Source organism: Marinobacter sp. L-80 (assembly GCF_056859395.1).
On the sequence record NZ_JBSXOI010000055.1, the window covers coordinates 69,115 to 85,824 of the forward strand.

A 16,710-nucleotide genomic window follows, 5' to 3' on the forward strand; every position below is an offset into this window, starting at 1 on the left:
AGAGTCCGCATACCTACTTACTTGTTTGGTGCGGCCACTCTACTATTTTTAATTGCTTAGCCGCTTTCCCGAGAGAGATTTATGAATAAAGAACCCGTCAGCCGCGAACTGTTCGATGAAGTCATGGTGCCCAACTACGCTCCCGGTTCCATCATTCCGGTGCGAGGAGAGGGCTCCCGGATCTGGGATCAGGAAGGCCGCGAGTTTATCGATCTCCAGGGCGGCATCGCAGTGACCTGCCTGGGCCATTCCCATCCGGGGCTGGTGGGCGCGTTGCACGATCAGGCAGAGAAAATCTGGCACCTGTCCAACGTGATGACCAACGAACCAGCCCTGCGTCTGGCGAAAACCCTGTGTGACCTCACCTTTGCCGAGCGCGTGTTCTTCGCCAACTCCGGAGCCGAGGCCAACGAAGCGGCGTTCAAGCTGGCCCGTCGGTACGCCTGGGAGCATCACGGCAAAGAGAAGAACGAGATCATTTCGTTCAAGAATTCCTTTCACGGGCGCACCCTGTTTACCGTGAGCGTCGGTGGCCAACCCAAGTACCTGGAAGGATTCGAACCGGCACCCGGCGGCATTCACCATGCCGAGTTCAACGACCTGGAATCCGTGAAGAAACTGATCTCGAAGGAGAAAACCTGTGCCATCGTGGTCGAGCCCATTCAGGGTGAGGGCGGTGTTATGCCCGGCGACCAGGCATTCCTGCAGGGGCTGCGAGATCTGTGCGACGAAAATGACGCATTGCTGGTGTTTGATGAGGTTCAGTCCGGCGTTGGTCGAAGTGGCCACTTCTACGCCTATCAGATGTATGGCGTGGTGCCGGATATTCTCTCCAGTGCCAAGGGGCTTGGCGGCGGTTTTCCGGTCGCAGCCATGCTGACCACGGCCAAGGTTGCAGCCAGCCTGGGCGTCGGTACTCACGGCAGTACCTACGGCGGTAACGCACTGGCCTGCGCCGTAGCGCAGCGGGTAGTGGATACCGTCAGCCAGCCGGAGATTCTCAAGGGCGTGAAAGCCCGTTCCGACAAGCTCCGCAAGGGCATGATGGATATTGGCGAACGCTACGGCGTGTTCACCGAAGTGCGCGGTGCCGGCCTGCTGCTCGGTTGCGTGCTCACCGAGAAATGGCAGGGCAAGGCCAAGGACTTCCTGAACGCCGGGCTGGAAGAGGGCGTGATGGTTCTGGTGGCCGGCGCAAACGTGATTCGTCTGGCGCCATCCCTGATTATCCCGGAACCGGACATTGAATTAGCCCTCGAGCGTTTCGAAGAGGCAGTGAAAAAACTGACGGCCTAAGGAGATCTTATGTGGCTGGTACGTCCGGCTGAGCCGGATGATCTGGACCAGATTCTCGCCATCGCGGGCACCCAATGTGCCCGTCTTTCTTCAACCCTGCCCAAACAGGGCGACGCCCTGGCCTACAAGATCGAGCAGTCCCTGGCGTCGTTTGCCGGCCGGATCAGCGCAGAGGATGACCCTCCCAGGTTCCTGTTCGTGCTTGAGGATACTGAAACCGGAGACATCGCCGGCACGGCCGGTATCGATGCCCATGCCGGCAATGGCCAGCCTTTTTACAGTTACCGGCGGGATGCCCTGATCCATGCCTCCCATGAACTGGGAGTGTCCCGCCGTGTGGAGGTGTTGTACCCCTCCCACTCGCTGACCGATGTATCGCTGCTGTGCTCTTTCTCGATCCGCCCGGGGCTGCAGGGCACGGATGCGTTCGAGTTGCTGTCGCGGGCCCGGATTCTGTTTATTGCTGATCACCGTGAATGGTTTACCCAGCGTATGGCCGTCGAAATTCAGGGCGTTCAGCTCGAAGACGGGAGCGTGCCCTTTTGGGACAGCCTTGGCCGGCATTTCTTTGATATGGATTTTGAAACGGCGGACCAGTACTCCGGGCAGCTCAGCAAAACCTTCATTGCCGAGCTCATGCCGCCCAATCCCATTTATGTGACGCTGCTGAGTGAAGCGGCCCAGAAGGCGATGGGGCAGCCGCACCAGATTACCGTACCCAACTTTGAGTTGCTCCAGCGGGAAGGGTTCCAGCCCGGAAACTATCTGGACATTTTTGATGCCGGTCCGGTTCTTGAAGCTCGTACCGACAGCCTGAAAACCCTCGTGACCAGTCACCCGAAGGAACTTCATGGGACCAACGAGGACTCCGGCGAAACCTGTCTCATTGCCGCTGGCGAGGGTGAACAGTTTCGCTGCACCCTGACACCGGTCGCCGAAACACTGGACGACAAACTCAAGGTGCCGGTCTCGACCTGGCATACGCTGAACCGGACCGCAGGTGACCGGGTAAGGATCGCGCCGCTATGACCTATTCGGGAACCGAGGACGCAGTTAAGTATCAACCCGCCGGGATCACGGAGGCGACACCATGCTGGTAATTCGCCCGTTGCAGGAAAACGATCTGGACGACCTGTATGCCATGGCCCAAAGCGCCGGGAAAGGGCTGACCACCCTGCCGGCGGATCGCGAGCTGCTGCAGAAGAAGATCAATCACGCCCGTGAAACCTTCAACCAGCGCATTGCACCGGAAGCAGGGCTCTATCTCTTCGCTCTGGAGGATACCGAACGCAAGAAAACGGTCGGTATCAGCGGTATCCAGGCTCGCGTTGGTCTGGATGAAGTTTTCTACAATTACCGTCTGAGCGTCACCGTCAATGCCTCGAAAGAGCTGGGTGTGCACGTGCGGACTCCAACGCTGCATCTGTCAAACGACATGACCGATACCAGCGAAATCTGCTCCCTGCTGCTCTCCGATGAGTACAAAGGCGGAGGCAGCGGCCTGCTGCTTTCCCGCTGCCGGTTCATGTACCTGGATGAATTCCGCAAACACTTCTCGGAAAAAATCTTCGCGGAAATGCGGGGCGTGTCGGATGCCAACGGCCGGAGCCCTCTGTGGGACGCGCTGGGAACCAAATTCTTCGACATGGAGTTCAGCGAAGCGGACATGCTCTCGGGGCTGGGCAACAAGTCGTTTATTGCCGAGTTGATGCCCAAGTATCCGATATACCTGTCCATGTTGCCGGATTCCGCACGTGCCGTGATCGGCCGGGTCCATGACAACACCGCTCCGGCACTCCGGATGCTTCAGTCCGAGGGGTTCAACTTCAACGGACTGGTAGACATATTTGATGGCGGGCCCGTGGTTGAAGCCTTCGTTCACAATGTCCGGACGGTTCGCGAAGGCATGAACCGGCACGCCATGGTCACTCGCAAACCGGTCAACCTGGACGTTCCATCTGAGGAGCGGGTCATGGTTTCGAACCGCTCATTCCGGGATTTCCGGGTGACTACCGTGCCGATAGATTGTATCGGACCGGATACCGTCAGCCTGCCACCTGAAGTTGCCGAAGCCTTGCAGATTGAATCTGGCGATCCGGTTCGCCTGGCCCCCTTGAAAGACTCGGGGCTGCTGACCAAACATAGTTATAGAAGCTCAGTACCGGGAGGTGCATCGAAATGGCAAAGCTGACGGGTGAACTGTTTATCGACGGGCTCTGGCTACCGGGCCACGGGCCGGTATTCGAATCTGTCCAGCCGGTGACCGGTGAAACACTCTGGGATGGCGAAAGCGCCAATCTGGAGGATGTGGATGCGGCCGTTCGTGAAGCCCGCAATGCCTTTGTGAAGTGGCAGCGCAAGAGCTTTGCCGAACGCCAGGCCGTTGTTGAAGCCTTTGGTGAACTGCTTGAGGCTCACAAGGAAGAGCTGGCACACCAGATTGGCCTGGAGACCGGCAAGCCGCTGTGGGAATCCCGCACGGAAGTGGCGGCGATGATCGGCAAGATCGGCATTTCCGTGAAAGCCTACAACGACCGTACCGGGACATCTGAATCCGATGTTGCCGGTGGTCACGCCGTGCTCAGGCACCGGCCCCACGGGGTCGTTGCGGTTTTCGGCCCCTACAACTTTCCAGGGCATTTGCCGAATGGCCACATAGTGCCGGCTTTGCTCGCCGGTAACACGGTGGTGTTCAAACCGAGTGAGCTGACCCCGGGGGTCGCCGAGCTGACGGTAAAACTCTGGGAGAAGGCCGGCATTCCCGATGGAGTGATCAACCTCGTCCAGGGCGCTTCTGCCACGGGCAAATCCCTGGCCGGCCACCCGTTGATTGACGGCCTGTTCTTTACCGGCAGTTCTACCGTGGGTCATCTGTTGCACAAACAGTTCGGTGGCCAGCCTGAGAAAATCCTGGCCCTGGAGATGGGCGGCAACAACCCGCTGATCGTTCAGGATGTGGCTGATGTGGATGGTGCAGTGCACCATGCCCTGCAGTCGGCCTTCCTGTCGGCCGGTCAGCGCTGTACCTGTGCACGTCGCCTGCTGGTACCCAAGGGCAAGAAAGGTGACGCGTTCATCGACCGGCTGGTGGAAGTCTCCGCCCGAATCAAGGTCGGCGAGTTCGATGCCGATCCGCAGCCGTTTATGGGCTCCGTGATTTCCGCGGAGGCCGCCGAAAAACTCCTGGCGGCCCAGGCCAGCCTGCTTGAGAAGGGCGGCAAATCCCTGCTGGAGATGAAGTCCCTGAAGTCCGGAACCGGCCTGCTGTCGCCTGGTATCGTGGATGCCACAGGTCTGGACGTGACCGATGAAGAGTTCTTTGGCCCCTTGCTGAAGGTGTATCGCTACAAGAGCTTTGATGATGCACTGGCACTGGCGAACGATACTCACTACGGGCTGTCAGCGGGCATCCTGACGGACGACCGGAAACTCTATGAACGGCTGGTGGAAGAAGTGCGCGCCGGTATCGTGAACTGGAACCGGCCGCTGACCGGCGCCAGCAGCGCGGCGCCCTTTGGTGGTGTTGGCGCCAGTGGCAATCATCGCCCGAGCGCCTACTACGCTGCCGACTACTGTGCCTGGCCCATGGCTTCTCTGGAGGCCGGCAAGAGTGAGATGCCAGAGTCTCTGGCACCCGGCCTCAATTTCGATTAACGGAACCCAGTGCCATGGTGAAACACGCGGTTGAAGCAAACTTCGATGGTCTGGTCGGTCCCACCCACAATTACGCGGGACTGTCCTGGGGCAATGTAGCCTCCAAATCCAATGTCAGTTCCGTCTCGAATCCGAAAGAGGCGGCACTGCAGGGCCTGGCCAAAATGAAGCGCCTTGCGGACCGGGGCTATGTGCAGGGCGTTCTGCCTCCCCATGAGCGGCCGCATATTCCGACACTTCGGGCCCTGGGGTTCGAAGGTCCGGACGCTCGCGTTCTCGAGCAGGCGGCCAAATCCAGTCCATCGATCCTGGCGGCAGTCTCTTCTGCGTCGCCGATGTGGACGGCCAATGCGGCCACGGTATCGCCGAGTGCCGATACCTCTGACCATCGCGTGCATTTCACTCCGGCCAACCTGAGCGCCAAGTTCCACCGTTCCATTGAGCATGCGGTGACCGGACGGGCTCTGAAATCCATTTTTGCCGACGAGAGCTATTTTGCGCACCATCCGGCGCTGCCATCAGTGAGCCACTTTGGCGATGAGGGCGCGGCCAACCACACCCGGTTGTGTGCCGGTTACGGTGAGCCCGGCGTGGAACTGTTTGTGTATGGCCAGATGGCGTTCAACGAGCAGGCTCCGGCTCCGAAGAAATACCCGGCACGGCAAACGCTTGAGGCATCCCAGGCGGTGGCACGGCTGCATGGTCTCAGGGACCAGAATGCGGTGTTTGCCCAACAGAATCCGGACGCCATTGATGGCGGCGTTTTCCACAACGACGTGATAGCGGTGGGCAACGGTAATACGCTTTTCTACCATGAAATGGCGTTTCTTAACGAAGCGCAGGTGCTGGCGGACATCAGGGAGCGGCTCACCGGTGCCGAGCTGGAAGCGGTCCGGGTCAGCAGTGCCGATGTGCCGCTGGAAGATGCCGTGGCCTCCTACCTGTTCAACAGTCAGTTGCTGAACACACCCGACGGCATGCTGCTGGCGGTGCCCGGCGAGTGCCGAGAAGTGGCTTCGGTCAGCCGTTATCTGGATGGCCTGGTGAAGTCCGGCGGGCCGATCACCGCGGTGGAAGTGTTCGACGTCAAGCAGTCTATGCGCAATGGCGGTGGCCCGGCCTGTCTGCGGTTGAGGGTGGTGCTCAACGACGATGAGCTGAAAGCCATCAACCGGGGTGTGTTGCTCACCGATGAACTCTATGAGCGCCTGACCACCTGGGTGGAAGCCCATTACCGGGATGAACTCAGCCAGAACGAGCTTGGCGATCCGATGTTGCTGGAGGAGGTTCGCAAAGCCCTGGACGAACTCACCGGGATCATGGGCCTGGGCTCCATCTACGATTTCCAGCTCTAGCAGCCTGCCGGGCTGCGAGTTGTCAGGCAGAAATCGACGACGTCAGCATATCCATGGTGTGCCGGATCAGCTGCTCGGCCGGAAACGCCGGGTTACCCTCGCCCATTTCCGACTGGCAGAGCAGGATCACCCCGTGCAGGGCCCCGCGCAGGTACAGTGCGGTCTGAACGGGGTCGTTGATCCGGTCGCGGTTCATGGTGCCGTCCCGTAGCCCCAGTTCGATGGCCCCCACCATCAGCTCCATCAGGTCTGATTTGGAGCACAACATTTCCTCTGCCTGACTTTCGTCTGCCTCTGCCATGGCGGTGGACGCCTTGGTCAAAGCCGAGAAGTAATCCGGTTCCTCCAGATAGAAGCGATAATAGGATTCTCCCATCGCCCGGATCTGGCTCAGCCCGTTATCCGCGGTCTGTCTTGCCTCTTCAAATCGACGGAACAGGCTATGGCCAGCCCTGAGCATAATGCCCCTCTGTATCGCAGCCTTGTCCTTGAAGTACACGTACAGCAAGGCCCGGCTAAGGCTGGCGGTACGGGCGATGTCGTCCATGGACGTGCGTTCGTAGCCCTTTTCCGAGAACACCAGTTCGGCGGCGTCCAGGATGGTGTCGTAACGGGCCTGTTTCTCACGCTCGCGACGGGTTTTCAGCGGTTCGCTCATTCAATCATCCGGTAAGTTGGCAACAGCACGCATAGGATACCTGAAATCGAATCAAACCCGATTATTGACAAAATGTCAAAGAATGACATGATGTCTAAATCAATCATCGGGTTTCTCCAGGGACAGGACCCCGCCAACTACACAAGCAAGGATGAAAGGAAGAGTCATGACACCACTTCGAATCCCCGTTGCCATCGTTTCTCTTGCGGTTTTTTCACTGTTTCTGTCGGGCTGTAAAGCCAGTGACGTAGCCCCGGAGTCCGGGCAGCAGAAGGTTTCAGTGCGTGTGTCTGAAGTTTCCGGCGGCGAGAGCCAGGATATGCCGCTGCGGTTTTCCGGAATTGTTCGTGCTACCCAGCGAGCGACACTGACCTTCCAGGTCAGTGGCACCCTCAAAGAGCAGGCGGTGGAGCTCGGTCAGAAGGTGCAGGCCGGTGATCTGCTCGCCCGGGTCTACAATCCTGGCCTGGAGCCGGCCCGGGATTCTGCCAGGGCCCGCCTGGAAGAGTTGAGAACCCAGTATCAGCAGGCTCAGCGGGAGTGGGAGCGCTCCAGCCGATTGCACGAGCGCGGTGTGGTGTCCGAACAGACGCTGGAGCAGCTCGCAGCTCGGCGGGACTCCCTGGAGGCGAGCGTCGCAACGGCGCGGGCGTCCCTGGCGGAGGCAACCCAGCTGCTCGAGGAAAGTACACTTCGGGCGCCCTTTTCCGGACGGGTTGAAGCCCTGCTGGTGGAGCGGGACGAATTCGTGGCGGCCGGACAGCCGGTGATGCGGCTTTCCTCGCCCGAGGGCCGTGAGGTAGAGGTGCGGGTACCGGCGTATCTGCTGGATCATGTCGAGCTGGAGCAAACCTTGCCTGTCTGGTCCGTCCAGGACCGCAGCCGCCCGCCACAATCCGGTTCGGTGGTCGAGATTGCCCAGGCCAGCGCCATTCGCGGCGAGCTGCATCCGGTTCTGGTGAGCCTGCCGGTAAACACCCTGGAGCCCGGCCAGCCGGTAGAAGTGGGCATCACGCCTGTTCGGGAATCTGCCATCACAGTGCCCCTGCTGTCGGTGATCCGCAACGCCGAGGGCGTCAGTGTGTTCCGGGTCCGGGATAATGTGGCCTCCCGTGTTGCGGTGGAAGTCGACCGGGTCGTGGGCGAGCGGGTGGTGGTTACCTCTGGCGATTTGTCCCCGGGTGACCTGGTGGTTTATGCCGGCATGACACGGCTGGCGGACGGTGATGCCGTGGAGGTGCGCTGATGACCCGCCGGCTTCTGAACTGCCAGCGTCTGCTGGGCATGGTGGTGACCATGCTCTGCCTGTTGGGTATCGCGGCTTACAGCACCATGCCACGCCAGGAAGACCCGTCGTTTCCCTACCGGGCCGGCCTGATCAGCATCAACTATCCGGGTGCCAGCGCCGAGGCCGTTGAACGGCTCGTACTCAGGCCCCTGGTGGATGAACTTCGGCAGGTGGAGGAGGTGGATTATACCCAGTCCACCGCCCGTACCGGCGTTGCCATCGTGCGCCTGCGCCTGAATGACGACATCTACGACACCGACCCCGCCTGGGACCGAGTGCGCCAGGCCATGGAGCGCGCGAAGCAGGACTTCCCGGACGATGTGGGCCGGATGGTACTTGATGACCGTCTAATCGATATTCCTGCCATCGTCATGGCCGTAGGTGGCTCGCCCTCGGTAACGGAACTATCCGACGTTGCTGAACGGTTGAAGCAGAACCTCTCGGATTTGCCGGGGGTTTCCCGGATTGAGCTGGAAGGCGATGCAGACGAGCAGATTACCCTGGCACTGGACGATGCCGCGCTCTTCCGGCTTGGTATCTCACCGGCGCGGGTGCTGGACACGCTGGCGCGGCGAAACCAGACCATTCCCGGCGGCTTCGTGGTGGTCAATGGCCGCCGCCTGTCGGTCCTTCCCAACAGCGAGTTTGCCGATATTGACGCCATCCGCGCCACGCCCATTGAACTTCCGGATGGCTCACAGGTGCCCCTGGCCGCGGCAGCGGATGTCTGGCGTGGACCAGTAGAACCCAGACAGCCGGAAACCTGGTACGACGGCGAACGGGTGGTGCTGGTCTCCATCATTATGGAAGAGGGCACCACCGATGCGATCCGCTTTGGTCAGCGGGTGCGCGAACGCATGGAGCAGATTCGCGGAGACTTTGAACCCTACGAGATCCGGGAGATGTTCTTCCAGCCGGACAAGGTGCAGGAACGGCTCGATAACCTGGCCTGGAGCCTGGTGCTTTCAGTGCTGATCATCGTGGCGGTGGTCTTTACCGGCATGGGCATTCGTATGGGGCTGCTGGTCGCGTCCATTCTGCCCATGGTTGCCCTGATCAGTGTCGGGCTCTATGACCTCGGTGGGGGCGTGCTGCATCAGATCGCCGTCATTGGCATGGTGATCTCATTGGGCATCCTGATCGACAACGCCATCGTGATCGTCGAAAACATCCAGGGGCACCTGGATGAGGGCATGCGGCGGCTGGATGCCCTGCGCCAGGCCGTCAGCGAGCTGGCCGGCCCGCTGGGTGCCTCAACGGGAACGACACTGGCGGCCTTCGCACCCCTGCTTCTGGCCAAGGGCGGTGCTGCGGATTTCACCCGTGGCGTGCCGGTTATGATCATGCTGACACTGTCCGTCAGCTATCTGTTGGCTATCTCCGCCGTTCCCTTGCTGGCGGCCAGATTCCTGAAGCCCCGCCGCAAGGCGGGCCAGGACCGATTGATCGGAGTAGCCCGTTTTCTGGGTGGCCTGGTATCCCGTTACCCCGGACGGCTGATTACCGCCGGCGCCATACTTGTGGGCATCAGCCTTGCGATGACCCCCTTCATGGCCCAGCAGTTCTTTCCGAATGCCGATCGCCCGAGGGTGATTGTCGAAGTCTACATGCCCGAAGGCACCGACCAGGCCCGCACGGCTGAGGCCACGGAAAGTCTGGAGCGAATTATCCGTTCACAGCCGGACGCCCTGAAGGTCCACCGGTTCGTAGGCTTCACCGGACCTTCATTTTATTACAACCTGCAGCGCGCCCCCCAGGCACCGAACCGGGCACGGCTGGTGGTTACCACACCCACACTGGAAGACACTACCGGCATGATCCGCTGGATTCGCGCGCACGTGAAAGACCAGATGCCGGAACTGGATGTGACCGTGGGTATCCTCGGGCAGGGGCCGCCCAGGGCTGCGCCGGTGGAAATCCGTGTCTACCATGCCAATGATGGTGCCCGGATCGAAGCGGTGGAGCGGATCTTCAGCATTCTGAGAGGCGTTGAGGGCACGGTTGATGTCCGCCATGACCTGGATATTGGCGTTCCGAGTATTGCCATCAACGTCGACGATGCCACGGCGGCCCGCTACGGCCTGACCCGGGCCGATGTGGCCCAGAGCCTCTATGGCCAGAGCTTTGGTGTGGTGGCTGAGCGCTATCGCCAGGAAGAGGATCCCATCCCCTTGGTGCTGCGTTCCCGCGAGGGCACGGCCCTGTCGCTTTCACGGTTGCTGTCAGTGAATATCTACAACGACCGGGGGGACGCCGTACCGCTCTCAGCAGTAGCGACAGTGGATACCACCTGGGAACCGGCGGCTCGATACCTGCGTGATGGCGTAAGAATGAACACCGTCACGGCTAATCTCGAAACCGGTTACAGCTTCAGCCAGGCTCTGGACGGCCTTTACGCAGGGCTTGAGAGAAACCCGTTACCGCCGGGTACCCGCATGGCCATGGGCGGCGATGCTGAGGGCTCCGGTGAAGCCAATACCGCATTGCTCACCGCAGCCCCCATCGGGATGCTTTTGCTGCTGTTCTTCCTGCTGCTGCAGTTCAACTCCTTCCGCCGGGTCGGCATTATCCTTCTGACGGTGCCGCTGGCTACCGTCGGTATTTTCCCCGGATTGGTGCTGTCCGGCTCACCCTTCGGTTTCCAGTCTCTGCTTGGCGTGATCGCCCTCGTGGGAATCGTGGTGAACAACGCCATCGTTCTGCTGGACGTGATGGATCGGGAACTGGAGAAAGGAAGAGACATCCGCGACGCCATGCGCAACGCGGTAGAGCAGCGCACCCGCCCGATCCTGCTGACCACAGCAACCACCGTGGCCGGCCTGCTGCCATTGGCGTTCTCAAGCTCCACGCTCTGGCCACCCATGGCCTGGGCCATCATCTCCGGCCTGCTGGCCTCAACGGTGCTCACGCTGCTGGTCATCCCGGCTGTCTGCACCCAGTTGATCAAAGCCAGCGTGCCGGAACCCGAAAACGCCCCGGCCTGATCAGCCGGAACGAGGGTCAGATGAAACTTTCATCTGACCCCGTTTCTGGCCGGATCATCAGCCCGACTCGATGGCCCACCGGAACCTCCGGATTGGGGAACACAATCGCCTCTGGTGAATGCCCCACCCGGTAACTGGTCTCGTCGTCCTCCCAGATGACTGTGCCGGGCTGATACTCGGTGAAATTGGCGACATCGTCCGGAATGTGGAACCGGAAGTTCTTCCCGGTGTTCAGAATCTCATGCACCACCTCGAACACCGTCAGGTGATCAAACGGCGGCTGCGGCGCAGGTGAGGGTAGCCCCCGGAACCGCCGTCGCAAGGCATCCTGGATGCCGGAAAAGCGCCCCAGATCATTCTGACCAAACGGCCGAACCTTACCCAACTCCATGGTAAAACTCTCGGCCTTCAACAGCGACGAGGAAAACGACGAAAACGTGGTGCCCGCCTTGTGCTGCAGCAGAAGCGTCTCCACCTCCGCCTCCAGCAGAAAATCACGCTGGTCGACCGGAACCGTCCGGCCCTCAACAAACGGATACAGTGCAAACCGCTCCCGGTGTGACGGCCGAATGGCCGTGTGCAGGTCGTAGTGATAGAGCGCCTGGGGATTGGCCATGGCAAACTGCCGGCAAGCCTCCTCAAGCTCCTGCGCCCGCGCAGCCTCGGCCAGCCCCTCATACTCGTTCCGACTATGCGCGCCATCGAACAGCCGATTGAGGTTCACTTCCAGAAAGCGCTTCCCTGCGACCATCGCGGGGGGATTACCCAGAATCAGCAAGACCGGGCAAGCCAGCTCCCATTCGCCCTCAATCAGTTCGGAAACCAGTCCGTTAAGAACCTCAATGGGCGCTGTTTCGTTCCCGTGAACACCTGCGGAAACGATGATGGCCTCGGCATTCGGGTTGCTTCGGCCAGCCGGGGGAACAATGTCCAGAACACCCACGGCCTTGCGGCTGATTCGGGTACCGTCGGGGAGAAAGGTCTTGATTTCTGGGAGTGATGCGGCTGGGTTGTCCAGGGCGTGGGAAAGCCAGTCACAATTCGTTCCGAACAGATCTTGTTTTGCCGACATAGAAGCCCCGAACCAGGTTTGGGGGCGGGCAGGGTATTGCCTCCCGGGAATGTCTGAAGCCATGGATGGCTTCAGTCAAGCGCACATGGATGTGCTCGTAGCGTTTCCCGGGAGGCAATACCCTGCCTGCCCGGGCACTGAAGTATGATGTTCCGCGGGCTCAGCCGTTCACCGGCCGCTGATGCTTCAGAAGATGAGTTTCGAGTTTGCGGAAAGCAAAAACCAGTATAAACGTGAGCGCCATATAGCAAAGTGCCACAAAGATAAACGCATCAAACGGCGCATAAAACCGGGAGTAAATATTACGGGCTGCTCCCGTCAGATCCACAATGGTTACTACACTCGCAATCGCACTGGCGTGCAGCATGAAGATCACCTCGTTGGAGTAGGCCTGCACCGCCCGCCGCGCTGCACTTGGCAGCACAATCCGCCGCATCCGCATAAACCAGTTCATGCCATAGGCTTTGGCTGCTTCAATTTCACCGTTGGGTGTAGATATGATCGCACCGCGGATAATCTCCGTGGTATAGGCCGCCGTGTTCAGTGTGAAAGCCAGCAGTGCCGGGTAGAAAGGCTCCCGGAAAATCTCCCACCAGAAGGTCTCCTGGATGCCCTCAATCTGGGCCAGCCCGTAATAGATGATGTAAAGCTGGATCAGCAATGGTGTGCCGCGGAACAGATAGGTGTAAAGCCACACCGGGCCGGAGACGAAGGGGTTGCGAACCGTCCGGAGGATGGCCAGCGGAACCGCCACCAGCAAACCGATAACCAGGGACAGAAACACCAGATGCACGGTGGTCACCATGCCATCCCAGTATTCCATGATGGTCATGGCAGTAAAGATTTCGTTCTGGTTCAGCCACTCGGCAATGAAATCAGGCATCCGTTAACCCCCCTGAACCACGCCGACATTGGCCCGTTTATCGAGCCACTTGATGAACAGCTCAGACCCCGCCGTAAGGGCCAGATAGACAAATGCCACCGGAATGAAAAAGTGGAACGGCATGCGCTCCGCCTTGGCGGCTTCCTCCGCCACACGAACCATGTCGGTCAGGCCAATGATCGAAACCAGGGCGGTGGTCTTCAGCAGAACCTGCCAGTTGTTGCCCAGACCGGGCAGGGCATGGCGCAGCATCTGCGGCAGCATGATTCTGCGGAAGGTATGAAAACGGGTAAAACCATAGGCCCGGGCAGCCTCAATCTGGCCGGTTTCAACAGCCAGGAACGCGCCCCGGAAAGTTTCGGTCATATAGGCGCCGAAAATCAGCCCAATCGTTACAACGCCGGAGATAAACGGGTCGAACTGAAAGAAAAAGTCGATCTCGTAAGTTTCCCAGATGTAATCCGAGAGCATATTCACTGCAACCTGGCCGCCATAGTAGAACAACAGCATCATGACCAGATCGGGCACGCCACGAATCAGAGTGGTGTAGGTGGTCGCGATACCTTTGGCAACCCGGCTTTGCGACAGTTTGGCAGACGCGCCAATCAGTCCCAGGGCAACCGAGAGAGCAAGAGACAGGAAGGCCAGTTCAATGGTGACTATTGCCCCATCCATCAGGGCCGGGCCATAGCCTTTCAGATCAAGCATGGGAAAGTCCGGTAAGCAGGGGCGGCCCCAACGGGCCACCCCTCGGCAGATTTACATCTTGATGTCGTAAGCGAAGTACTTCTGCATGATGGTGTCGTAGGTACCATCTTCCTTCAGGGTGCGAAGGGCAGCGTTCACTTCTTCGGCAAGCTCGGTATCGCGCTGGCGCATGGCAACACCCACGCCCTGACCCAGCTTGACCGGCTCACCGACTTCCTTGAAGCCTTCCTTGGTGAGGACGGTCTGCTCGCCAACCGGATAGTCTACGAACACAACGTCCAGACGCTGGCCTTCGAGGTCCAGAACCATGTCATCGGCGGTGGTGTAACGCTTGATGTTGACAATGCCACCCATGTTTTCGGTGACGTAGGTGTCCATGGTGGTGCCGCGCTGAACGCCGACGGTCTTGCCTTCCATCGCATCCATGTCGGTGACGTCGCTGTTGAAGCTCTCAGGGCCGAACCAGCCACCCGGGGTGTTGTAATACGGCTCGGAGAACAGAACCCGCTCTGCGCGCTCCGGCGTGATGGACATGGACGACATGATCAGATCGAATTTACGTGCCAGCAGGCCCGGGATCATGCCGTCCCATGCCTGGATCACGAATTCGCAGTTGGCGTTCATTTCTTCGCACATGGCTTCGGCCAGTTCCACTTCGAAACCGGTCAGTTCGCCATTTTCGTCTTTGTACTCAAACGGCTCGTAGGGCACGTCGAAGGCGATACGCAGATCCCGTTCCTGGGCCTGTGCGCCACCAGCAATCAGGGCGAGGGCGCAGCTTGCTGCAACAATCAGTTTTTTCATGTGTCACTTCTCCAGTGGTTTGCCTTTTGGGCTTTATTTTTGATGGAAGTTTTTGGTTCCAGCATTTTATTTTTCACCGGTTCAAGATAGCACCGAGTGTCAGAAGTTGGGAGTCAGGAACTGCTTCATGCGTTCCGAATCCGGGTGATCAAACACTTTTTCGGGGGTACCCTGTTCCTCGATCACGCCCTGATGCAAAAACAGGACCTGACTCGACACATCCCTTGCGAACGCCATTTCGTGGGTAACCACGATCATGGTGCGGCCTTCCTCGGCCAGGCTTTGCATAACCTTCAGTACTTCCCCCACCAGCTCAGGGTCCAGCGCCGACGTGGGTTCGTCAAACAGCATGACTTCCGGTTCCATGGCCAGGGCCCGGGCAATAGCCGCCCGCTGCTGCTGGCCACCGGACATCTGGGCCGGGTAGTAGTCCTTGCGCTCGTAGATGCCCACCTTGTTCAGATAGGCTTCCGCGCGCTCGATGGCTTCCTTCTTGGGAACCTTGAGCACGTGGATCGGCGCTTCAACGATGTTCTCCAGCACCGTCATGTGAGACCAGAGATTGAAGCTTTGGAACACCATGGAAAGTTTGGCGCGGATCAGCTCAACCTGCTTGTTATCCGCGGGAATGCGTTCGCCCCTGCGGTTGGTCGTGAACTTTATTGGGTCGCCGTGCACGATAATGTCGCCGGAAGTGGGGGTTTCCAGCAGGTTTATACAACGCAGGAGGGTGCTCTTGCCGGAGCCGGAGCTGCCGATCAGGGAAACCACGTCGCCTTTGCGGGTCTCCAGTGAAATACCTTTGAGCACTTCAAGCTGGTCAAAGGTCTTGTGAATGTCCCTGCAGATCAAAGGCGACTGGTCCGCCATGGGTGACTCCTGGGGCTGTAATTCAAAGGCGCATGTTTTACGGACTGTGGATACGGAAATCAATCCCTTAAAGAGAGCGTTTTGCCGAATTTCACCGCCGTTCGCTGCATGACATTGTGGTCGAATGATTGTTCAATGCAAGCTTTTTGCCATGCTAGGCTTCTGCCCGCAAATGATCATTCGCTTTGTCCTGTTCAATGGGCAGCCTGATCAGTTTGCCTCCGTCTTTCTCCATGTCTCTCATGGCCTCACTGACAAACCGTACGTGGGCCATCGCCACCTTCTGGGCGTTGGCCGGCTTGCCAGCGATGACGGCCTCATACAGCTGCCGGTGCTGGCGGACGATTTTCTTCCGCATTTCTTCTCTCGGGTTCAGGTTGGCAACCGAGGCCTGAACGGTCAACAACATCATGTTTTTCAGGCTGTTGAGCACATGCACCAGTACCGGATTATGGGATGCCTCGACAATCGCAAGATGGAAACCATGGTCGAGACGGGCGTTACGAAGCGGGTCGGTATCCTCAAGCGCCCGGAACGCCTTCGTGATGCGATGCCGGTCGAGGCGGGTTGCCCGCAGGGCAGCGAGATAGGCGGCCTGGCCTTCCAGTTGTTCGCGTACTTCCAGAAGGTCGAAAAGTGTGCGGGGATGTCCCTCGAAAAGATGCATCAGCGGACTCTGTTCTCCCAGCTCGCTCGCGCCGGGCACCATGCTGGCCACAAACGACCCCTTGCCGTGGCGGGTCTCAATAACGCCGCGGCCCTGAAGCTCATGCAGGGCTTCCCGGATCACTGCGCGGGAAACACCCAGCCGGGTCGCCAGTTGGCGCTCGGACGGTATCTTCTGCTCCGGAGCCAGCCCGCCGTCGAGAATAAGGCGTTCCAGCCGATATGAGATTTCCTGGGAGATTGCCATTTGGGGGCCTGTTTATGCTCTCTGGTCTGACCAGTGAATGCTTCTGATTGTAGGTGTTTCCGTTCTCAGCTGATGTGCGTCCGAGCCCGTTAAATATGGCCGATTCAGAGTATTTCGTCCATTTTTAATACTTCAAAAACTGGTCAGACCAGTGCTCACCGAACTGGACTAAACCCGGATTGGCTACGAATATCATTCTAATGTCGGCCTGCGCCGGCGTTGCCA

14 protein-coding genes are annotated in these 16,710 nt (G+C 59.3%); 7 read left to right on the forward strand and 7 right to left on the reverse strand.

Going from position 1 to position 16,710, the window contains the following annotated elements; all coding sequences use genetic code 11:
* Nucleotides 1-81 precede the first annotated feature (81 nt).
* The 5 genes from AC13E3_RS07090 (at nucleotide 82) to astB (ending at nucleotide 6,305) form a co-directional block, all read left to right on the forward strand.
* The gene (locus tag AC13E3_RS07090) at nucleotides 82-1,296 is read left to right on the forward strand and encodes an aspartate aminotransferase family protein (protein WP_430415556.1); all 1,215 of its coding nucleotides are present in this window, start codon (nucleotides 82-84) and stop codon (nucleotides 1,294-1,296) included.
* A 9-nt stretch (nucleotides 1,297-1,305) separates the two neighbouring features.
* Nucleotides 1,306-2,325: an arginine N-succinyltransferase gene (locus tag AC13E3_RS07095; protein WP_482901857.1), complete on the forward strand. Its 1,020-nt coding sequence runs from the start codon at nucleotides 1,306-1,308 to the stop codon at nucleotides 2,323-2,325.
* Between the two features lie 61 nt (nucleotides 2,326-2,386).
* Nucleotides 2,387-3,487, forward strand: coding sequence for an arginine N-succinyltransferase (gene astA / locus AC13E3_RS07100; RefSeq protein WP_014578269.1), 1,101 nt, complete (start codon nucleotides 2,387-2,389; stop codon nucleotides 3,485-3,487).
* The gene (astD, locus tag AC13E3_RS07105) at nucleotides 3,475-4,950 is read left to right on the forward strand and encodes a succinylglutamate-semialdehyde dehydrogenase (protein ID WP_053113022.1); all 1,476 of its coding nucleotides are present in this window, start codon (nucleotides 3,475-3,477) and stop codon (nucleotides 4,948-4,950) included. Before astA ends, astD begins: the two co-directional genes overlap by 13 nt.
* 14 nt (nucleotides 4,951-4,964) lie before the next feature.
* Nucleotides 4,965-6,305 (forward strand): N-succinylarginine dihydrolase, encoded by a 1,341-nt coding sequence (gene astB, locus AC13E3_RS07110; protein WP_008169251.1) that lies wholly within the window; start codon nucleotides 4,965-4,967, stop codon nucleotides 6,303-6,305.
* 22 nt (nucleotides 6,306-6,327) lie between these two features.
* Here the strand turns inward: astB and AC13E3_RS07115 are convergent, their stop codons facing one another.
* Nucleotides 6,328-6,963 (reverse strand): TetR/AcrR family transcriptional regulator, encoded by a 636-nt coding sequence (locus tag AC13E3_RS07115; protein WP_008169253.1) that lies wholly within the window; start codon nucleotides 6,961-6,963, stop codon nucleotides 6,328-6,330.
* Nucleotides 6,964-7,129: 166 nt separating this feature from the next.
* Here AC13E3_RS07115 and AC13E3_RS07120 point away from each other — a divergent pair, with 166 nt between their 5' ends.
* Nucleotides 7,130-8,209 carry an efflux RND transporter periplasmic adaptor subunit gene (locus AC13E3_RS07120; protein WP_092033301.1) on the forward strand — a complete coding sequence of 360 codons (1,080 nt, stop codon included), beginning with the start codon at nucleotides 7,130-7,132 and terminating at the stop codon, nucleotides 8,207-8,209.
* The gene (locus tag AC13E3_RS07125) at nucleotides 8,209-11,235 is read left to right on the forward strand and encodes an efflux RND transporter permease subunit (RefSeq protein ID WP_008169259.1); all 3,027 of its coding nucleotides are present in this window, start codon (nucleotides 8,209-8,211) and stop codon (nucleotides 11,233-11,235) included. The genes AC13E3_RS07120 and AC13E3_RS07125 overlap by 1 nt, the downstream gene beginning before the upstream one ends.
* A gap of 16 nt (nucleotides 11,236-11,251) precedes the next feature.
* Here the strand turns inward: AC13E3_RS07125 and astE are convergent, their stop codons facing one another.
* From astE to AC13E3_RS07155, 6 genes are all read right to left on the reverse strand, one after another.
* Complete coding sequence (gene astE, locus AC13E3_RS07130) at nucleotides 11,252-12,307, reverse strand: succinylglutamate desuccinylase (protein WP_053113020.1); 1,056 nt, start codon at nucleotides 12,305-12,307, stop codon at nucleotides 11,252-11,254.
* 160 nt (nucleotides 12,308-12,467) lie between these two features.
* Nucleotides 12,468-13,190 carry an ABC transporter permease gene (locus AC13E3_RS07135; protein ID WP_008169264.1) on the reverse strand — a complete coding sequence of 241 codons (723 nt, stop codon included), beginning with the start codon at nucleotides 13,188-13,190 and terminating at the stop codon, nucleotides 12,468-12,470.
* 3 nt (nucleotides 13,191-13,193) lie between these two features.
* On the reverse strand, nucleotides 13,194-13,898 hold the full coding sequence (locus AC13E3_RS07140; protein ID WP_053113019.1) for an ABC transporter permease: 705 nt from the start codon (nucleotides 13,896-13,898) through the stop codon (nucleotides 13,194-13,196).
* A 51-nt stretch (nucleotides 13,899-13,949) separates the two neighbouring features.
* Nucleotides 13,950-14,702 carry a transporter substrate-binding domain-containing protein gene (locus AC13E3_RS07145; protein WP_482901858.1) on the reverse strand — a complete coding sequence of 251 codons (753 nt, stop codon included), beginning with the start codon at nucleotides 14,700-14,702 and terminating at the stop codon, nucleotides 13,950-13,952.
* A gap of 99 nt (nucleotides 14,703-14,801) precedes the next feature.
* Nucleotides 14,802-15,572, reverse strand: a complete 771-nt coding sequence (locus AC13E3_RS07150; protein WP_008169270.1) for an ABC transporter ATP-binding protein — start codon at nucleotides 15,570-15,572, stop codon at nucleotides 14,802-14,804.
* Between the two features lie 154 nt (nucleotides 15,573-15,726).
* Nucleotides 15,727-16,485: an FCD domain-containing protein gene (locus AC13E3_RS07155; protein WP_008169272.1), complete on the reverse strand. Its 759-nt coding sequence runs from the start codon at nucleotides 16,483-16,485 to the stop codon at nucleotides 15,727-15,729.
* Nucleotides 16,486-16,710 lie beyond the last annotated feature (225 nt).

Bases quoted from the DNA above. Each gene is read 5' to 3' on its own strand.
- AC13E3_RS07155 (WP_008169272.1), bottom strand. From the start codon at position 16,485: ATGGCAATCTCCCAGGAAATCTCATATCGGCTGGAACGCCTTATTCTC.
- AC13E3_RS07140 (WP_053113019.1), bottom strand. From the start codon at position 13,898: ATGCTTGATCTGAAAGGCTATGGCCCGGCCCTGATGGATGGGGCAATA.
- AC13E3_RS07090 (WP_430415556.1), top strand. From the start codon at position 82: ATGAATAAAGAACCCGTCAGCCGCGAACTGTTCGATGAAGTCATGGTG.
- AC13E3_RS07115 (WP_008169253.1), bottom strand. From the start codon at position 6,963: ATGAGCGAACCGCTGAAAACCCGTCGCGAGCGTGAGAAACAGGCCCGT.
- AC13E3_RS07135 (WP_008169264.1), bottom strand. From the start codon at position 13,190: ATGCCTGATTTCATTGCCGAGTGGCTGAACCAGAACGAAATCTTTACT.
- astE (WP_053113020.1), bottom strand. From the start codon at position 12,307: ATGTCGGCAAAACAAGATCTGTTCGGAACGAATTGTGACTGGCTTTCC.
- AC13E3_RS07095 (WP_482901857.1), top strand. From the start codon at position 1,306: ATGTGGCTGGTACGTCCGGCTGAGCCGGATGATCTGGACCAGATTCTC.
- astA (WP_014578269.1), top strand. From the start codon at position 2,387: ATGCTGGTAATTCGCCCGTTGCAGGAAAACGATCTGGACGACCTGTAT.
- astB (WP_008169251.1), top strand. From the start codon at position 4,965: ATGGTGAAACACGCGGTTGAAGCAAACTTCGATGGTCTGGTCGGTCCC.
- AC13E3_RS07125 (WP_008169259.1), top strand. From the start codon at position 8,209: ATGACCCGCCGGCTTCTGAACTGCCAGCGTCTGCTGGGCATGGTGGTG.
- AC13E3_RS07150 (WP_008169270.1), bottom strand. From the start codon at position 15,572: ATGGCGGACCAGTCGCCTTTGATCTGCAGGGACATTCACAAGACCTTT.
- astD (WP_053113022.1), top strand. From the start codon at position 3,475: ATGGCAAAGCTGACGGGTGAACTGTTTATCGACGGGCTCTGGCTACCG.
- AC13E3_RS07120 (WP_092033301.1), top strand. From the start codon at position 7,130: ATGACACCACTTCGAATCCCCGTTGCCATCGTTTCTCTTGCGGTTTTT.
- AC13E3_RS07145 (WP_482901858.1), bottom strand. From the start codon at position 14,702: ATGAAAAAACTGATTGTTGCAGCAAGCTGCGCCCTCGCCCTGATTGCT.